The sequence below is a fragment of the Acinetobacter sp. UBA3106 genome (assembly GCA_002365595.1).
In the GTDB taxonomy this organism is placed as follows: domain Bacteria; phylum Pseudomonadota; class Gammaproteobacteria; order Pseudomonadales; family Moraxellaceae; genus Acinetobacter.
Genome location: DFAM01000006.1, coordinates 14,122 through 32,914, shown reverse-complemented (window position 1 = coordinate 32,914; position 18,793 = coordinate 14,122). Strand labels below are relative to the sequence as shown.

At 42.6% G+C, this 18,793-nt stretch carries 18 protein-coding genes and 1 pseudogene; 7 read left to right on the top strand and 12 right to left on the bottom strand.

From position 1 onward, the window contains the following. Window positions 1-328 precede the first annotated feature (328 nt). Both rho and B4C48_RS01950 read left to right on the top strand, forming a co-directional pair. Window positions 329-1,597, top strand: a complete 1,269-nt coding sequence (gene rho / locus B4C48_RS01955) for a transcription termination factor Rho (protein WP_005007569.1) — start codon at window positions 329-331, stop codon at window positions 1,595-1,597. A gap of 420 nt (window positions 1,598-2,017) precedes the next feature. Next, window positions 2,018-2,263 (top strand): hypothetical protein, encoded by a 246-nt coding sequence (locus B4C48_RS01950; protein WP_291353733.1) that lies wholly within the window; start codon window positions 2,018-2,020, stop codon window positions 2,261-2,263. Window positions 2,264-2,435: 172 nt separating this feature from the next. On the opposite strand, the gene B4C48_RS01945 is transcribed toward B4C48_RS01950, so the two are convergent. The 3 genes from B4C48_RS01945 to pheS all read right to left on the bottom strand — a co-directional run bounded on the left by B4C48_RS01945 (window position 2,436) and on the right by pheS (window position 6,223). Beyond that, complete coding sequence (locus tag B4C48_RS01945; protein ID WP_004649746.1) at window positions 2,436-2,732, bottom strand: integration host factor subunit alpha; 297 nt, start codon at window positions 2,730-2,732, stop codon at window positions 2,436-2,438. After that, window positions 2,729-5,110: a phenylalanine--tRNA ligase subunit beta gene (gene pheT, locus B4C48_RS01940; RefSeq protein ID WP_291353720.1), complete on the bottom strand. Its 2,382-nt coding sequence runs from the start codon at window positions 5,108-5,110 to the stop codon at window positions 2,729-2,731. Before pheT ends, B4C48_RS01945 begins: the two co-directional genes overlap by 4 nt. A gap of 132 nt (window positions 5,111-5,242) precedes the next feature. Further along, window positions 5,243-6,223 carry a phenylalanine--tRNA ligase subunit alpha gene (gene pheS / locus B4C48_RS01935; RefSeq protein WP_291353718.1) on the bottom strand — a complete coding sequence of 327 codons (981 nt, stop codon included), beginning with the start codon at window positions 6,221-6,223 and terminating at the stop codon, window positions 5,243-5,245. Window positions 6,224-6,380: 157 nt separating this feature from the next. Between pheS and B4C48_RS01930 the strand changes: the two genes are divergently transcribed. After that, entirely contained in the window at window positions 6,381-7,424 is a 1,044-nt protein-coding gene (locus B4C48_RS01930; protein ID WP_291353716.1) for a hypothetical protein, read from the top strand. A gap of 3 nt (window positions 7,425-7,427) precedes the next feature. On the opposite strand, the pseudogene B4C48_RS01925 reads toward B4C48_RS01930, so the two are convergent. The 3 genes and pseudogenes from B4C48_RS01925 to orn all read right to left on the bottom strand — a co-directional run bounded on the left by B4C48_RS01925 (window position 7,428) and on the right by orn (window position 9,730). Next, window positions 7,428-7,958, bottom strand: a pseudogene (locus tag B4C48_RS01925) (adenylate kinase). A gap of 207 nt (window positions 7,959-8,165) precedes the next feature. Then, on the bottom strand, window positions 8,166-8,954 hold the full coding sequence (locus B4C48_RS01920) for a tRNA threonylcarbamoyladenosine dehydratase (protein ID WP_291353714.1): 789 nt from the start codon (window positions 8,952-8,954) through the stop codon (window positions 8,166-8,168). A gap of 221 nt (window positions 8,955-9,175) precedes the next feature. Continuing rightward, entirely contained in the window at window positions 9,176-9,730 is a 555-nt protein-coding gene (orn, locus tag B4C48_RS01915; RefSeq protein WP_291353712.1) for an oligoribonuclease, read from the bottom strand. Between the two features lie 125 nt (window positions 9,731-9,855). On the opposite strand from orn, the gene rsgA reads away from it, so the two are divergent. From rsgA to secB, 4 genes are all read left to right on the top strand, one after another. Next, window positions 9,856-10,914, top strand: a complete 1,059-nt coding sequence (gene rsgA, locus B4C48_RS01910; protein ID WP_291353710.1) for a small ribosomal subunit biogenesis GTPase RsgA — start codon at window positions 9,856-9,858, stop codon at window positions 10,912-10,914. Between the two features lie 93 nt (window positions 10,915-11,007). Further along, window positions 11,008-11,415: a rhodanese-like domain-containing protein gene (locus B4C48_RS01905; protein WP_291353708.1), complete on the top strand. Its 408-nt coding sequence runs from the start codon at window positions 11,008-11,010 to the stop codon at window positions 11,413-11,415. 18 nt (window positions 11,416-11,433) lie between these two features. Next, complete coding sequence (gene grxC / locus B4C48_RS01900; protein WP_291353706.1) at window positions 11,434-11,688, top strand: glutaredoxin 3; 255 nt, start codon at window positions 11,434-11,436, stop codon at window positions 11,686-11,688. A 39-nt stretch (window positions 11,689-11,727) separates the two neighbouring features. After that, window positions 11,728-12,183: a protein-export chaperone SecB gene (gene secB / locus B4C48_RS01895; RefSeq protein ID WP_180080903.1), complete on the top strand. Its 456-nt coding sequence runs from the start codon at window positions 11,728-11,730 to the stop codon at window positions 12,181-12,183. A 216-nt stretch (window positions 12,184-12,399) separates the two neighbouring features. Here secB and B4C48_RS01890 read toward each other — a convergent pair whose 3' ends face one another. The 6 genes from B4C48_RS01890 to B4C48_RS01865 all read right to left on the bottom strand — a co-directional run bounded on the left by B4C48_RS01890 (window position 12,400) and on the right by B4C48_RS01865 (window position 18,673). Next, a complete protein-coding gene (locus tag B4C48_RS01890; protein ID WP_291353703.1) occupies window positions 12,400-13,206 on the bottom strand; it encodes an enoyl-ACP reductase FabI in 807 nt (268 codons plus the stop codon). Window positions 13,207-13,378: 172 nt separating this feature from the next. Next, complete coding sequence (locus B4C48_RS01885; protein WP_291353701.1) at window positions 13,379-14,113, bottom strand: Bax inhibitor-1/YccA family protein; 735 nt, start codon at window positions 14,111-14,113, stop codon at window positions 13,379-13,381. Between the two features lie 175 nt (window positions 14,114-14,288). Next, window positions 14,289-15,110 carry a TatD family hydrolase gene (locus B4C48_RS01880; RefSeq protein WP_291353699.1) on the bottom strand — a complete coding sequence of 274 codons (822 nt, stop codon included), beginning with the start codon at window positions 15,108-15,110 and terminating at the stop codon, window positions 14,289-14,291. Beyond that, a complete protein-coding gene (locus B4C48_RS01875; RefSeq protein ID WP_291353697.1) occupies window positions 15,110-16,099 on the bottom strand; it encodes an RsiV family protein in 990 nt (329 codons plus the stop codon). Before B4C48_RS01875 ends, B4C48_RS01880 begins: the two co-directional genes overlap by 1 nt. 67 nt (window positions 16,100-16,166) lie before the next feature. Next, on the bottom strand, window positions 16,167-16,991 hold the full coding sequence (locus B4C48_RS01870) for a hypothetical protein (RefSeq protein WP_291353695.1): 825 nt from the start codon (window positions 16,989-16,991) through the stop codon (window positions 16,167-16,169). A gap of 89 nt (window positions 16,992-17,080) precedes the next feature. Then, window positions 17,081-18,673, bottom strand: a complete 1,593-nt coding sequence (locus tag B4C48_RS01865; RefSeq protein WP_291353693.1) for a peptide chain release factor 3 — start codon at window positions 18,671-18,673, stop codon at window positions 17,081-17,083. Window positions 18,674-18,793: the final 120 nt, after the last annotated feature.

Sequence of the window (18,793 nt, the reverse complement as noted above, 5' to 3'; positions counted from 1 at the left end):
TTGAAACCAGTGTAATTTGATACAATACGCTATCTCCGGATAGCGTATTTTTTTCGTCTATAAATTGACAAAAATATGATTAGCTCTTATATTGCTTGTTCAAGGAATAAAGGATTTCTAATCCGCCATTTTCTTACAAGACACAACACATAAGATCGCCGCTCGGCAACAGAAATTGTTTTTACACTTTTCTCTTCGAAACAATGAATCAGACCTCTGAATTGTTATTGTGCAAATACAATTGCGTTACTTTTATTGCGTGTAAGCGGCTCAATGTTGCTCCCTTTTCTCATCCATATCCCAGAATTTTAATTCTATCTGACCCCCTATGAATTTAACTGAACTCAAGAAAAAACCGATTGGCGAACTCATCAAGATTGCCGAGTTTATGGGCCTAGAAGGAATGGCTCGTAACCGTAAGCAAGACATCATTTTTGCCATCTTAAAACGCCATGCAATGAATGGCGAAGAGATTTTTGGTGATGGTGTTCTGGAAATTCTGTCTGATGGTTTTGGTTTCCTCCGCTCAGCAGCAGGCTCTTATCTTGCTGGCCCAGATGACATTTACGTCAGCCCATCACAAATTCGCCGTTTCAACTTACGCACCGGTGATACCATTACCGGCACAATTCGCCCACCTAAAGAAGGCGAACGCTATTTTGCTCTTTTAAAAGTTAATCAAATTAACTACGACACGCCTGAAAACTCACGTAACAAAATTTTGTTCGAAAACTTGACCCCATTGTTCCCGACTGAACAATTGGTGATGGAACTGGGTAATGGTACCACTGAAGATTTGACTGCCCGTGTGGTTGACTTGGTAGCTCCTATTGGTAAAGGCCAACGTTCTATTATTGTTGCGCCGCCAAAAGCGGGTAAAACCATGTTGTTGCAAAACATCGCCCAGTCGATTGTACGTAACAATCCTGAATGTTTCCTGATTGTGCTTCTAATTGACGAACGTCCTGAAGAAGTAACCGAGATGGAACGTACCGTTCGTGGTGAAGTGATTGCTTCAACCTTTGATGAATCACCAGCTCGTCACGTACAAGTGGCTGAAATGGTGATTGAAAAAGCCAAACGTTTGGTAGAGCACAAAAAAGATGTGGTCATTCTGCTTGACTCGATTACCCGTCTTGCACGTGCCTATAACACCGTAATTCCTTCTTCAGGTAAGGTTTTGACCGGTGGTGTAGATGCACATGCGCTTGAACGTCCAAAACGTTTCTTCGGTGCTGCACGTAATATTGAAGAAGGTGGTTCACTGACCATTATCTCTACTGCCCTGATCGAAACAGGCAGTAAGATGGATGAAGTGATCTACGAAGAATTCAAAGGTACAGGTAACCAGGAAATTACACTGGATCGCCGTATTGCTGAAAAACGTGTATTCCCGGCCATGAACATCAAGAAATCAGGTACGCGTCGTGAAGAGCGTCTCATGAGTGAAGATAACTTACGTAAGGTCTGGATTTTGCGTAAATTATTGCACACTCAAGATGAATTGGCTGCGATGGAATTCTTGCTGGACCGCATGAAAGAAACCAAAACCAATGATGATTTCTTCGATCAAATGAAGCGTAAAGCCACCAACTAAGCTGGTTGTTATTCTTTTTTATATTAAAAGGCTATCTCAAGGATAGCCTTTTTATTTGGTTGACTTAACTTACATAAAGCTACAATTGCTCAGTTTCTATGTAAACTTAATATGTAGGTTAATCTTCCTTTTAAATCTTAATTTTAAAAAACTTTAGTTTTTAGCGAGTTATTTAGTACTTATCCAATATAAACCTTCCAATTGATTGTTATTTTCTGTTAAAAAAACGCTCACTTTTTGTCTTTTTTTGCATTTTTTAACACACGCCTAGTAGTAATTCAAAATGCGCAGTGATAGCATATTCGCAGACCAGTTAGACTGCCTTTGCATTGTTACTGCCTAACAAATTTTAGGAAGAATAAAAGCACTCAACAGGCTAACATAGGTTATTTTTAATCTCATATTTTAGAGAGTGATGCCATGTTATTCAAAAAAATCGCTATTGCTGCTGCAGTTGCTACTACTTTAGCTTTCGTTGGTTGTGCTAAAAAAACTGAAGAAGCTCCTGCTGCTGATGCTGCTGCATCTGAAGCTACTGTAGCTGCTTCTGAAGCTACTGCTGCTGCTTCTGCTGCTACTGTTGAAGCTTCTGCTGCTACTGAAGCTGCTGCTTCTGCTGTTGACGCTGCTCCAGCTTCTGAAGCTGCTGCTTCTGCTGCTCAATAATCTTTACGATTATTCAGTAAAAAAAGAGAGAGCCTTTTGGCTCTCTTTTTTTATGACTTAAATAAAGTTCAATCATATAAAAATGCATGAAACGATCTAATTTACAAACACCACTGTTCCGTACTGTTTGAAACAAAAGACCCTCTTAAAATTTAAAACAAAAAAAAGCAGATCAATCGATCTGCTCATTTCCAACGCGCTGGCGGAATTTCTGTCCTGCACGGAAGGTAACTACACGGCGTGCAGAAATTGGAATTTCTTCACCCGTTTTCGGGTTTCGACCTGGACGTTGGCGTTTATCACGCAACTCGAAGTTACCGAAACCTGAAAGTTTAACTTGCTCGCCTGAGATTAGCGCTTGGCTAATCTCATCAAAGAACAACTCGACCATTTGTTTAGCTTCACGACGGTTTAAACTCGTGAGCTCACTTAAATGATCAGCCATTTCTGCTTTTGTTAGTGCTGTCATGAAGCCCTCAATGTCGCTTGGTAAGTGTTTTCCAACACTTGAAGGATATTATCCATACCTGATTTAATTTCAGCATCTTCCAGTGTACGGTTTGGATGCTGCCAGAGAAGTGCAAATGCCAGTGAGCGTTTCCCTTCTTCTACTCCTTGTCCAGTGTACACATCGAATAACCATGTCGAGTCTAGCAGCTCCCCACCTGTTTTTTCGATAAGTCCCTGAATTTCGCTAACATTAATCTTATCATTAATTAAAAGCGCAATATCACGTCTTACCGATGGAAAACGTGATAATTCTGTAAAATTAGATACATAAGTTTGCAAAATAGCCTTTTGATCGAGTTCAGCGACCCAAGACATGCCCAAATCGAGCTCATCTTCCAGAGATGGATGTAGACGACCGAGATAACCTACTGATTTTCCATCTACTAAAATTTCAGCAGATTGACCAGGATGTAACCAGCTGCGCTCCGAACGCACATATTCAACTTTCACTCGTGCTGCCGCTAAAATTTCTTCCACTTCACCTTTAAGGTCAAAGAAATCCATCGGCTGTGCTTTACCATGCCAAGATTCAGCAGTTTTAGCACCAACAGCAATTAAAGCCAAAGTCGGAATCTGTTTTAAATCATGAATGCTTTTTGCATCCTGATAATCAAAACGTAAACCCAGCTCAAAGAAACGCACGCGGCTTTGCTGACGGTTGATATTGTACTGTACACATGGAATCAGGCTAGATAGCAGCGTCGAACGCATCGCAGCCAAATCACTTGAAATTGGATTCGCCAACATTAATGGGTTAACTGCCGGGTTCAATTGCTTTTCAAGCTTGGCATCGGCAAAGCTAAAGCTAATCGCTTCTTGATAACCTAAAGTCACCAAGGTTTGACGAAGTTGAGGCAATTCAAACTGGTCTTGATGTTTTGCCAGTTTTACATCAATTACAGGTAAGCTGATTTGAATATTGTCATAACCGTGAATACGTGCCACTTCTTCAATCAGGTCTTGATAAATAGCCATGTCATAACGGTGTGAAGGAGGAACAACACTCCACTCGCCTTCTGCTTTGACAGTGACTACACAACCTAAACGCTGCAAGGCATCGGTAATAAAGTCAGATTCAACTTTGTAACCCAATAATTGATCGACTTGAGCTTGATTTAGTTCAATTGCATCACGTGTTGGTAGTAGCTCAGCTTTTTCTGCCACGGTAATTGGACCAAACTCACCACCTGCCAGGTCAGCAATCAGCTGTGATGCGCGGTGCATAGCGATCAATGGTAATTCAAAATCGACACCACGTTCATAACGCTGAGAAGCATCAGTATGCAGGCCAAAGCTACGCGCACGACCGGCAATATGCAGTGGCGCGAAGAATGCTGATTCCAGGAAAATTTCAGTGGTTGCATCACTGACTGCTGAAGACAAGCCGCCCATGATCCCGGCAATTGCTAATGCTTTTTCATCATCTGCAATCACCATGACATTATCTTGCAGCTCAACTTCTTGCTCATTCAACAGCACAAGTTTTTCGCCCGCAGTCGCTTGACGAACATGCACAGCACCTTGAACCTTGCCACCGTCAAATGCATGTAGCGGTTGACCCAGTTCCATCAAGACGTAGTTGGTAATATCCACCAAAATGCTGTGCTGACGGATACCAGAACGGGCAAGTGCACGCTCCATCCATAGTGGTGTCGCAGCTTTGGTATTGACGTTTTTAATGACACGGCCTAGGTAACGTGGGCAACCTTCAGTATCAAAAACAACTTTTTTCTCATCAGAAATGGTCGCAGCCACTTCCTTGATTTCAGGTGCGTTAACTGGAAGTTGATTGATTACCCCAATTTCACGGGCAATACCGCAAATACTGAAACAATCACCACGGTTTGGCGTAATACTGATATCAATAACGTTGTCATCAAGGTCTAAGTATTCACGGACGTTCACGCCTACAGGTGCATCGCTTGGTAGCTCTAACAAGCCATCAATTTTATCTTCAAGATCAATTTCCGAAGCACCACAAAGCATACCTTGTGATTCAATACCACGAAGTTTGCCTTTTTTGATTTTAAAATCACCTGGAAGTACAGCACCAATGGTTGCCACTGGGGCTTTCATGCCGGCACGTACATTTGGTGCACCGCAAACAATTTGTAATGGCTCGCCAGAACCAATATTTACCGTGGTCACACGTAAACGGTCAGCATCTGGATGTTGTTCTACAGTCAGTACTTCACCTACAACCACACCTGTAAAAGGTTTAGCCGCTGGCGCCAATTCATCCACTTCCAGACCAAGCATAGTCAATTGATCAGACAGTTTTTCACTATCAATAGCTGGGTTAACCCAGGTGCGTAACCAATTTTCGCTAATTTTCATTTCTATAAAGACCTATAAATCTAATTTCTTGAATCCCGTCTAACTCTCTATTTTTCAAAGAGAGACCCCTGTTTCATATTGAAAATCCCCCTCTCCTTTTAGGAGAGGTCAGGGAGAGGTTAATAAATTCGTTTACGCAAACTGGCGTAAGAAACGCACATCATTTTGGAAGAACATACGTAAGTCATTCACACCGTAGCGAAGCATGGCAAAGCGTTCCACACCTAAGCCAAACGCAAAACCTTTGTATTTTTCAGAATCAATACCTGCTGCCTGAAGTACATTCGGATGCACCATACCGCAACCTAAAACCTCTAACCAGCGACCGCGCTCATCCATAATATCGACTTCTGCACTTGGCTCAGTGAACGGGAAGTAAGATGGACGGAAACGTACGGTTAAATCTTTTTCAAAGAATTCGTTCAACAGGTTAATCAACAAACCTTTCAATTCTGCAAAGCTGGTATTTTCCGCAATGTATAAACCTTCAATTTGATGGAACATTGGCGAATGGGTTTGATCCGAGTCGCAGCGATAAACACGGCCCGGGCAAACAATACGAATCGGTGGTTGTTGGGTTTCCATGGTACGAATCTGCACACCAGAAGTATGGGTACGCAATAAATGATTCACATCAAAATAGAAAGTGTCATGCATGGCACGTGCAGGGTGATGACCCGGAATGTTCAGGGCTTCAAAGTTGTGATAATCGTCTTCAACTTCAGGGCCTGTCGCAACAGTGAAACCGGCTTTGGTAAAGAACTGGCAAATACGTTCTTGCACTTGAGTCACAGGGTGAATACTGCCCACACTTTGACCACGGCCTGGCAAGGTAATATCAATAGTTTCGCTAGCAAGCTTTTGTTCTAATGCAGCTTTTTGTAATTCAGTCTGACGAGCCGTCAATGCGCCTGTAATGGCTTCACGAACCGCATGAATTTTGGCCCCAAAAACTTTACGTTCTTCCGGGTCCATTTTACCCAGTGCCTTGGATTGTTCCGCGAGCTGGCTTTTCTTCCCTGTAAATTGCACTCGTACTTGATCGAGTGTAGCAAGGTCCTCTGCTGCTGCAATCGCAGCGAGCGCTTCAGTGGTCAGGGCTTCCAGTGACATAGTAACTCTCAAAGCAACAATTTAAAAATATAATAAAACCCCATATTCTAACAGTTTTTGAACGTATTGATGAAGTTCCATATAGAGGAAAAATTAGATTAGCATCCAGATTTATAAAAAGTATAAGATAAAGCCAATATTTATGAGATCAATAACAATGGCACTCGATCAAATTTGGAAACAACAACTGACATTGGTTACATATGGCAATGAGTATCTCCGCCAAAATTTGAGTTTTACTCATTGGGTACAACATGCCATTTTTAACCAGCATAATTTACGTTTCCGTGATCTGATGTCACAGCATTTACTGGCCCAGCATTTTCAAATCTGGCTGGAAGGCCTGAAAAAACGAGGAACTCAGCGCATCAGCCTGCATAGTTCCAGTTTATTAAATGATGAGCAAAACCCGAATGCCAATATCGAATTGCTTGCCATTCCGCATTTTATTGTCAGTCACGAGCAGAATAAAAAGACCGCCTGGATTTTTGGCAAGGAATTAGCTGAATGGTATAGCGCCGATCATGACTATGAAGCACCCAAGCCGCAGCAGGAACAGTGCCGTCAGGAAACCTTCTGGCGTTTCGAGCTAAACTCAAAACTGGCAAAACGTATTGAGGCCGATCTGCAACAGCCGAATTGGGATGACATTCAGATTTATACCAATAATGAATTATTCGACAGCAAGTTTGCGCAGGGCTTTATTGAACCTGCAAATCGCGACTATCCTTATTATGGCATCCCGAAAACTGCAAGCGAAAATGCGGATGGCTCACCATTGTTAGAGACTAAATATCTGCCTTTACTGCCAGGTGAGTATCAGGCAGATTATGCACATATTACCTTACATCGTTTAGAGGCTTTATCTGGTTATATTAGACAACAACAGCAGCATCCTTATCATGCCGATGGTAGTGAACTAACACCCGAAGAACAGCTGAATTTACGCCATTTCTCACAGAAGCTGGACGATTTAACTGCAAAATTTATTGTTAAAGTTGCCAATCATTATCAGTCCGCACGACTGACCAAAGTTGAAGTTGCCAACCCTCTGGATGGTGCAGCGGCTATTCCGCCTAGCACAGCACAGCTAAAAAGCCATCCTGCACATACCTCACATAAGGTGGGCACATCCGGGGTCATCAAACTGATTTTGCTGACAATCATCATTTGTGTACTAGCTTACTATTTTGGGCTTTAATTTTTATAAAGCGGCTAAAAACTGCTGAGCCTGTCTGGAGGATTTCAAATGGATCCAGCGAATATGCTGATACTGCGGATCCTCCATCATGCTCAAATATTTTTTCCGGTTTTTCTGGTGGGTTTTGATCATTCACCAGATAATTGAATCCCGGCTTAACATTCGACCGAAACTTTCTGTGTTATTGGAACTTGGCCAAAGTGTTCGGCCCGTTACTGCACGTTGTATTGCCCGCTTTAGCGATTGCCACATATTGACATGAAAGGGAATGTCCAGCCAGATTACCACATCAACCTCGCGCCATTTCACCGGAATGCTTCGCGAGTAATTGCCGTCAATCACATAACCCGTTACTGTGTGATTCATTTGTGTCGTCAATTTAGCCAGGAACACCTCATCTGCACTTTGTTGCCAGTTGTCCTGCCAGAACAGATCATCCAGCTCAATGTGCTGTAGCCCGAGTTTTTCTGCAATCGCCTTGGAAAATGTGGTTTTACCCGATGCAGATGTCCCGACCACATTAATGCGTTTCATCATGATGTAGCCTTTAGCAATTCAATAAAATGATCCAGATTCATAAGTGGTATTTTTAGGTCAAATAATAGAAAAATACTTTGGCTTTTTTGTTGAAGTAGGTTGAATAAATTTATACGTGATTTATGCATTTTTATTTTATATACAAAGTTTGAATGAACCCGAATAGCTAGAATCGCGTTCATCCATCTTCATCTTTTTTTCTGTTTAAACTGATGGAGCAGTTTCAGTTTTAGGCTTTTTCAATGCCAGTTTTTTTAATACTTCTGCCACGGCCACCATGGCAAAACTTGAAGTCACCACTACAGCCGAGCCATATCCGCCACAGCGCAAGCCGGCACTGGCACACACCTCTGCGCCTGAAAATGGATTATCAACCGAATAAACGCAGCTAATGCCAAATTTTTCTTTGGGCTTTTTGCAAATCCCCTTGGCACGTAACTGACTACGCAGTTTCGCCAGCATTGGGTCTTGTTCAGTTTTAGACAAATCGGCAACACGGATTTTTAAAGGATCCAGTTTTCCGCCAGCCCCGCCCGACACAATTAGAGGAATTTTGTTAAAGCGGCAATGCAGCATTAACGCCAGTTTGGCTTTAACGTCATCAATACAATCGAGAACGACATCGGGGGCGTTGGCCAACAGTTCTTGGACATTGTCTGGGGTTAAGTAATCATCCACCAGATTAATCTTGATCCGTGGATTAATCGAATGACAGCGCTCAGCCATCACTTCAATTTTTTCCCGGCCCAAGGTCGAGCCCATGGCCGGTAATTGACGGTTAATATTCGATGCAGCCACCACATCCATATCAATCAGGGTGAGTTCACCAATACCGCTACGTGCCAGGGCTTCAACCGCCCAGGAACCGACGCCACCAATCCCGATCACTATCACATGACTGTGTTCGTAGTGACGAAAAGCCTCATCTCCATAAATTTTTTCCACCCCGGCAAAACGGCGCTCATATTCATCATCTTCAGGAAGATCAGTCATTCGTCATCTAACATCTAAAAAAACACCGCTGCATTTTATCAAATTCCAGCTGAATCCGATAACCTATCTCTTCGGAATCGTTCAGCAGTTATAACAAAGCATAAAAAAGAGGCTTTCGCCCCTTTTTCTTTGAACCCTGTTCACTCCTCTTTCATCACTGTTTATGCTCTCTTTATTTTTCTCCCAGAGGAAGAACTAAAAAGCATGATGAAAGAATCCTGTTACTTATTCATAATGAAAAAATATTCACGATAATATTTAAGCTCTGCAATCGAATCGCGGATGTCATCCATCGCCAGGTGTGAAGCATTCTTTTTCAAGCCGCTCATAATTTCTGGACGCCAGCGTTTTGCCAGCTCTTTCACTGAAGATACGTCCAGGTTACGGTAATGGAAGAACTGTTCCATTTCCGGCATTAAACGGTGCAAGAAACGGCGGTCCTGGCAAATCGAGTTACCACACATTGGAGATGATTTTGGATTAACCCATTTTTTTAGAAATTCCAGGGTTTGCTGTTCGGCATCTTGCGCGGTCAATTTACTGCGGCGTACCCGCTCAATTAAACCTGACTGTCCATGCTGACGGGTATTCCACTCATCCATTGCATTGAGTACGCGATCCGACTGATGCACAGCGAGCACCGGACCTTCCGCCAGAATATTCAGGTTATCGTCAGTCACAATGGTTGCAACTTCAATAATTTGGTCGTTATCTGTATCCAGACCTGTCATTTCCAGGTCAATCCAAATCAGGCGGGTATCAGGAGTGCTGCTCATAAATGTGCAATCTTATTAGGCTTAAAAACCGCTATAGTAGCAAATTTATTGCAACTTGGCTGTAACTCCTACCCCGCTTCATGCTATTTTTGCCATTCTTAGTCCATGCTTTTTTTAGGATATGAATGGCTTTAATTCGTAAACGTCGTTTAACTGAACAGCAGCAACGTCGCATTCAGAAACAACATCAAACACGTCAAGAAGAAATCGACACTTCAAGTGACCTAGAAGGCTTGGTGGTTCAGCACTATGGTCGTCAACTTGAGGTGCAAGCCCTCTCAACGCCTGATGAGCATCCGGTCAAGCCTGTCGTTGCAGCAGGTGAACCAGAACCTTTTTGGAAACCGATTGAAGTCGGCAGTGTATGGCGCTGTCATACCCGTACCAATCTGGAAGCGCTGGTCACAGGTGACCGGGTTAAATGGCAGGCCGATCCGAATACCGGTCTGGGTATCATTACCGCCATTCACCCTCGCCAGTCCTTGCTGACCCGTCCTGACCGTTATCACAAGGTCAAACCGGTCGCAGCCAATGTCAGCCTGATCGTGATTGTTTTTGCATCTTTCCCGGAAGTTGCACCGAGTTTAATTGACCGCTATCTGGTGGCCTGTGCCGATGCAGACATTCCGGCACTTCTGGTACTCAATAAATCTGATTTAATTAAAGAAAATGACCCAATTTTAGACTTGGTCAAAGAATATCAGGCCTTAGGTTATGAAGTGATGCAAACTCAATCGGATGGTGATTTAACTGAACTAGCAAAACGCCTAGCCGGTGAAACCGTGGCCTTTGTCGGTCAGTCGGGCGTTGGCAAAAGCTCACTGATTAATGCCATGGTTCCAGATGCCGCACAAAAAACCAATATCATTTCGGAAAACTCGGCCCTTGGTCAACACACCACCACATCTACCCGCTTAATTGCATTTGGTGAAGGTGCGGCACTGATTGACTCGCCGGGAATTCGTGAATTCGGTTTATGGCATTTGGAACTAGACAAGGTGCAGCACGGTTTTCCTGAAATTGAAAATCTGCTCGGACATTGCCAGTTCCGCAACTGTACGCATAAGCATGAAAAACAATGCGCTTTGCGTCAGGCAGCCGAGTCGGGTGAAATCTTGCAACGCCGTTTAGATAGTTATTTGCGTTTAATTGATGAAATTACCGAAGCGCAGCAAAAAAATTAATTTTTCTTAACCCTTAGCCCTTGAAGCGGTGATTTTGATCGCCATATTTATAGGCTATACTCTACGCAATTTTGAATTGTAATTAGGTGACTTGTGGAACGTTGGTTCGAATTTATGGGTAATCACCCCTTCTTGTTTGGAACACTTGGGGCGTTGGTTGTTTTGTTCTTTGTTTTAGAAGGACAACGCAATGGTCGTAAAATTTCACCACAATCTTTAGGCATTTTAGTGAAAGCTAAAAATGCCATGCTGATTGATTTACGTGATGCCAAAGATTTCCGTGAAGGTCATATCAGCGGTAGCCGTAATATTCCATACAGCCAGATTGCAAGTCATATCGAAGAGTTAAAATCTGCGGAGCAACCCCTGGTATTTATTTGTAACCTGGGACAAATCGCAGGTACTGCTTTACAACAAGTCGGTCATGCTGACAGCTATCGTTTAGATGGCGGGATCAACAACTGGAAAGTTCAAGGTTTACCCCTGATTAAAAGCAAATAATACGCTTGGAGAATTTGAATGGCTGAAGTAATTATTTATTCCACCACCGTATGCCCTTATTGCATTCGCGCAAAACAACTTCTTGAGCGTAAAGGCATTCAATATAAAGAAATTAACTTATCTAACGAAGCGCCTGAAGTACGTGTTGAATTGATGCAGCGCACCAATCACCGTACTGTCCCACAAATTTTTATTAACGACCAATTTATTGGTGGTTTTGACCAACTTTATGCTCTAGAGCGTGAAGGAAAATTAAACGAATTATTGGCTTAACATTTTATTAAGTCACCTCTTCATATTAAGGATTAAAGAATGAGTGAACAACAAGCTCAACCGCAATTAGCACTAGAACGTATTTATACTAAAGATATTTCTTTTGAAGTACCTGGGGCGCAAGTTTTTACCAAGGAATGGCAGCCGGAATTAAATATCAATCTGTCTTCTTCTGCAGAAAAAATTGATGCAACGCATTACGAAGTGGCCTTACAAGTGGTTGTTCAAGCGAATAATGCAGGCGATACTGCATTTATCGTAGATGTGACTCAAGCTGGTATTTTCCTGATTGATGGCGTTGAAGAAGAACGCCTTCCATATATTCTTGGCGCTTACTGCCCAAATATCCTGTTCCCGTTCTTACGTGAAGCAGTGAATGATATGGTCACTAAAGGCAGCTTCCCGCAATTGCTGCTTACACCAATTAACTTCGATGCTGAATTTGAAGCAAACATGCAACGTGCTCAAGCAGCCGCTGCTGAAGGTCAGGCTTAATCGCTTAAGCCTGAATGTAAAAAAGACCGCAAATGCGGTCTTTTTTATTGGCTTTTTAAAGCCTCCCCCTTTGCCAAAGGGGGAATGAGGGGGATTTTTAACAGTTCCCTCTTTATGAGAACAGCACCCTTCATTTCCCTGTGGAAGAGAGGTTTGGGGAGATTACAGAATCCCTCCCAACCTCTCTTTAAAAAAGGGAGGAGCTTTTAGATGAATTTATTCACCATCCATCATTAAATCGGCGCTCATACCCACAGTATTAAAGCCGGCATCAACATACATGATTTCGCCGGTAATACCATTCGCCCAAGGAGAGCACAGGAATAATGCGGCATTACCGACATCTTCAATGGTTACATTACGTTTAAGTGGTGCAACTTTTTCATTCAGGTCGAGCATTTTACGGAAAGACTTGATGCCTGAAGCAGCCAAGGTACGGATTGGACCTGCTGAAATCGCATTTACACGAATGCCTTCACTACCCAAGCTAGACGCCAAATAACGTACACCCGCTTCCAAAGAAGCTTTAGCCATACCCATGACGTTGTAATTCGGCATAACACGTTCAGAACCTTGATAAGTCAACGTTAGCAAGCAGCCTTGGCGAACTTTAAGCAAAGGTTTAGCTGCACGTGCCATGGCAATAAAGCTGTAAGCACTGATGTCATGGGCAATGTTAAAACCTTCACGATCGGTAACATCGGTAAAATCACCATCTAAAGTATGCGCTGGTGCAAAGCCGATTGAATGAACCACACCATCTAAACCATCCCAATGTTTTGCCAATTCTGCAAAAGCCTGGTCAATTTCAGCATCTACCGCCACGTCACAAGGGAAAACCAGATTTGAACCAAATTGTTCAGCAAAGTCATCAACACGTTTTTTTAATTTTTCATTCGGATAGGTAAATGCCAATTCAGCACCTTCACGGTGTAAGGCTTGAGCAATACCAAATGCGATCGATAATTTACTTGCAATACCCGCAATGAGAAAACGCTTACCCGCCAATAGTCCTTGTGCCATGTGAATCTCACTCAAAATAATTTACCAGCATAATGCCAACTCTGGAGCATTTGCGAAATTGCATAATGCGCCTTTTTTTAACCTGTTGTGTAAAAACCATAAAAAATGCTCCATCATTGGGGAGCATTTTCGGATTGATCTCGTATTTAGCTAATCGACATGGTGAAAAGGATTAATCATCTCCTGATAGCATTCCTAGCAAACGCAGGAAGGAGTAATACATCCACACCAAAGTCGCCAACATGGCAATGCCACATAACCATTCCATTGCTTTTGGTGCATATTGTGCAGCAGAGGATTCAATCAGGTCAAAATCCAGAATCAGGTTTAAAGAAGCAATCACTGCGACAAATGCAGCAAAGCCAATCCCCAACCAGTTGCTTTCAAAAATGTAAGGAATACTTGAGCCAAACGCCAAAGCCATGACCATTTGCACTACAAATACCATAGCAATGGCAATGGAAGCAGACATCACCACCGCTTTAAATTTTTCTGTGGCACGAATAATCTGAAAGCGATACAGGCCAAACATCACCAAGGTAGTGATAAAGGTAGCTAGCAAGGCTTGTAAAGGAACTCCAGGAAATTTTAGCTGGAATACCACCGAAATTCCGCCTAAAAATGCCCCTTCAAACAGCGCATAAGGAATGGCCAAGGTTGGTGCAGTGTTCGGCTTGAAGGTAGTAATCAACGCCAGAATAAATCCACCGATTGCACCCACTATGGCAGCGGAATAGGCAATCGAGATATTCAGGGTCATAAAGCTATATAAAAACAGTGATAAACCAACCACAGCAGCAATGACTGTCAAAAGCACCGATTTTTGAATCGCACCTTGCACCGTCATGGTGTTGTTAAAATCGCTATGGGTTTCCACCCGGGTCAAAATGGGGTTATTACTTTGCATAATTCGCTCATTCTTGTCATTTAGATTTTAAAAATAGTATAGACAGCTTTTAAGTATAGAAAATGGATTTTTTAGCATTGCAAAAAAAGAACGTTTATCCATCAAGCTCTATTCATAGCAAAGCATGTGCCTAAATACGAATATTTATCGATAAAAGGTGATTTTATAATAGCTTTTATGACCCTAGTCTTAATGCATCAAAGGAATTCTGCCACAGCTGTGCGGCAAGCCTGGCCTGATCCATATTCAGCGTTTGCGCCAATCCATCCAACACATAAGGTAAATTGACTGGCGTATTGCGTGTTCGATGCTCAGTAGAACTTTGACAGCATAAAGGCGTCATATCGGGACAGTCGGTTTCCAAAACCAGATGTTCAGCACCAATGGCCTGAACGACTCGATGCAGTTTTTTGGCATTCGGATTGGTAATTTGTCCGGTGACACCTATTTTAAAACCGAGTTTAATAAAGGCCTTGGCTTCTTCTATCCCGCCACTAAATGCATGCGCAATCCCACCTAGACTAAATTGCTGCTGTTTTAATAGGGCCAGTGTTTCTGCATGTGATTTCCGGATATGCAACAACACCGGTTTATTATACTTTTGCGCCAACTCGAGCTGTGCAGCAAAAAAATCTTGTTGCTTCTGAAAAAGTTCAGCCTGCTTGTGCTGCTTCAAAAAAGTATCTAGGCCAATTTCACCAACCGCGACACAATTTTCTGTTTTTAATAATAATTCTAAATCTGCAAGATGTGAGGTTTGATGCTGTTCAATATAAAAAGGATGCAAGCCCGGCGCCAGATAACTTTGTGGTGCATCTTTTAATTGATTGAGAAAATGCTGACTGTAGAGCAGATCCTGAAAGCGCGACTGGACAAAACCAATCAGAATTAAGCGTTCAACCCCCACTGCCTTTGCCGCATGCGCCAGTTGTTCCCGATCCGCATCGAAATCGGGAACATCAAAATGGGTGTGGGTATCAAACAGTGAATAAGACATCAAGATTGGGCTTTATTTGCCACAGGCGTACTTGTTGATGCAGCATCATTTTTGACTTCAGCCTGAGGCAAATAAGCTTTCTTCAACACGGTTTGCAACTGCGCATATGGAATGGTTAAACGTGGCAATCCCACCACATAAGGTCCGATTTCATATTCGTCATATTGTAAAATCAGGCCCTGATTCGATAAATAGAAATTATCCGATAACGTAAATTTCCATGCCTGTTCGTATTCGTCCACACTGTTGGCCAGTTTGGAATCGATGACCCAGCGCTTGAACTCTTCATGGGCTTTTTGTTCCAGTGCGGCTTTCTGGTTGGGTGCCAAAATATCATCCAGTTCGACTAATTTTTTCTTTTTCAGGTCAAAATTATAATAGTGCTGTGAAGATGATCCATGCGCGCCGCCCAAATAACTACTGGAATTTAACACCACGGTTGCCAAAGGTTGGCCTGCATTGAGAATTTTCGGTTTAATCATCAGACTAATCTGATGATTGGCACTTAAGGCTTTGAGCTCTTTATCGAGTGATAAGAATGTGGTCAGATAAGGCGCAACCTGTTGTTCCAGTTTCTGCTTCGGTGTTTGAATTGAGGTGGATGCAGCAGTTTCATCGGCTGGAGCTGGAGTTAAATCTTTCGATTTTTCAGCCGCAGTCGTCTGCTGGTCTGTCTTCAGCGCTTTTGGCGAAATATCTAAAGTTTGATCCAGCTGTTTTAAAATTTTTTGATCGATAAATTCATCAATAAACGCCTGGTTACTGGAAAGACGCTCAATATTTATTTCAGGGCAACTATTCCCATCACATTCAGGCAAATTTAAAGTTAACTTTTCAGTGTCTCCAGCCAATTTTAAAACTTCAGCTTGAGCAGCTTGGGAGTGGGTCGCCTTGTCCTCTTTAGGCTCAGGCTGTTTAGGTTGGCATGCCGTTAATGCAATTGCTGTAGCAATAAGACTGAGGGTAAATATCGTTTTATTTTTTAGCATCATCTGACCTATAAACTTAAATTTGGTAAATGGAGGTTTACTTGATGTCTGTATTTTTTCCGGATGACTAAAACATATGCTGATACGCGTCAGCTTTCAATACCTGTTGAGTTTGCGCCTGAGTTAAATAAATATCCAGCTGAGCGCCATCTTTCACAATTTCATGGGTACGATAATGTAAACCAATCCCTTCCTGATCAAAGAACCAGTCTGCCTGCCCCCAATACAGTTTTTTCGGCGCTTTCTGCTTCACTTCAGCCTTTTGCTGCTTTAACCATTTTTGATAGGCCTGCTGCACAATATCATTCATTACACTTTGCTGTTTCAAATCAATCACATCCAATACAGTCACAGCTTTCTGTTTTTTACGATCTGCCACAAAAAAGTAATAACGTTCTTTAACTTTAATCCCTTCTTGGTTGGTATCTACCCCTAACTGCATCAACACATATTGATTACGCTGATAGGCAATTCGGGTATACATGGCCAATTCATAGGGTTTATTTTTGGAAAATTCATCCTGCCAGGCATCAGACTTTTTCACATAGGCATTAATGGCCTGTTGAAGACTCATCTCCTGTTTGAGTCCAATCTGATCCTGAATGACTTTGGCTTGACTCTTGGCAATCCAGTCATTTAACCAGGCATCTTCGGTATGTACCGTTTGAATACTCAGGTCAATACAGTTCTTGGTTTCACAAAAAGGCAAGGCAATTTTTGCCTCTTGTTCCTGAATATTTAAATACGGCAACACATCAGCCTTCTCGATTTTAATGACCGAAGCGGGCGACTGCTCTTGATCTTGTTGTTTGGAGTCTTGTTTTGAAGCATCACAGGCACTGAGCATCAGACCAATGGCGATTACGGATGCAGCTCCTATTTTCCCGTTCATGCTCACTACTCTTCTTCTTTAGTAATTCATTTATCTGAAGGATTTTAATAAAACAGCTTCATAAAGAAGCTGTTTTATTTTTGGTTATTTTAGTGCTCGCGTGTCGCACGGAACTGGATATCCGGATAACGCTCTTGCATCAATTGCAAATTCACACGACTTGGCGCCAGATAAGTCAAATGACCACCACCATCTAAGGATAACTGATCATGTGCCTTTTTCTTGAATTCGTTGAATTTCTTTTCATCATCACATGAAACCCAACGTACGGTATTGATGTTCACAGGCTCGTAAACACAATCAACCTTGTATTCTTCTTTCAGACGATACGCCACCACATCAAACTGTAGCACACCGACTGCGCCCACGATTAGATCATTGTTAACTTGTGGCATGAATACCTGAGTAGCACCTTCTTCTGAAAGTTCTTTTAAACCCTTTTGCAACTGTTTAGATTTCAAAGGATCTTTTAAACGTACACGGCGGAACATTTCCGGTGCGAAGTGTGGAATACCGGTGAAATGCAGGTTTTCACCTGAAGTAAAGGTATCGCCAATCTGGATGGTACCGTGGTTATGCAAACCAATGATATCCCCAGGCCATGCTTCTTCCAGCTGCTCGCGCTCACCCGCCAGGAAGGTCAAGGCATCACTGATCCGTACATCCTTCCCTAAACGAACATGATTCATTTTCAAGCCTTTTTCATACTTACCCGAACAGATACGCATGAATGCAATACGGTCACGGTGTTTTGGATCCATATTAGCCTGAATTTTGAAAACAAAACCGGTAAAGCCCTCTTCAGTCGCTTCTACCGCACGTTCATGGGTAGGATGCGCTTTCGGTTTTGGTGCCCATTGAATAAAAGCATTCAAGACATGATCGACTGCAAAGTTACCCAATGCGGTACCGAACAGTACCGGTGTTTGACGACCCGCCAGGAATTCTTCCTGATCTAATGGATCATTGGCCATCTGCACCAGTTCCAAAGACTCTTCGAAAGCAGCAAATGCCAGCTCACCCACTTTTTCACGCAAGTCAGCATGGTCATAGCCATCACGGATTTCAATCTCGGTAATGGTCGATCCAAAACCGGCTTTATAAACATAGAATTTTTCTTCGAGGATGTTATACACGCCGGCAAAATCACGGCCTGTACCCATTGGCCAGGTAAGCGGTACACAGCGAATTTTCAGAACACTTTCAATTTCATCAAGGAGTTCTAATGGCTCACGGATTTCGCGGTCCATTTTGTTAACGAAAGAGATAATCGGGGTGTCGCGCATACGACACACTTCCATTAATTTAATGGTCCGTTCTTCGACCCCTTTTGCACCGTCAATGACCATTAATGCAGAGTCAACGGCAGTCAAGGTACGGTAGGTATCTTCCGAGAAATCTTCATGCCCCGGAGTATCTAACAGATTAATCACATGATTTTTATAAGGGAATTGCATCACAGAAGTGGTAATCGAAATACCACGTTCTTTTTCCATTTCCATCCAGTCAGACGTTGCAGCACGATCTGACTTACGGCTTTTGACCATCCCTGCAACCTGAATTGCCTTACCCCATAACAGCAGTTTTTCTGTCATGGTGGTTTTACCAGCATCGGGGTGGGAAATAATCGCGAACGTCCGTCGCTGTGCGACCTGCGCCGCTAATTCGTCTTTAAAACTCATGAAAGATACCTACTGCAGAATGGCAGTGCAAAAAGATCAGAACTGATCAATATAAAAAATTGGCCATATTGTAGCAGATCATAAAACTTTTGAAATGAACTAAACTTGTTCAGCCCGCAT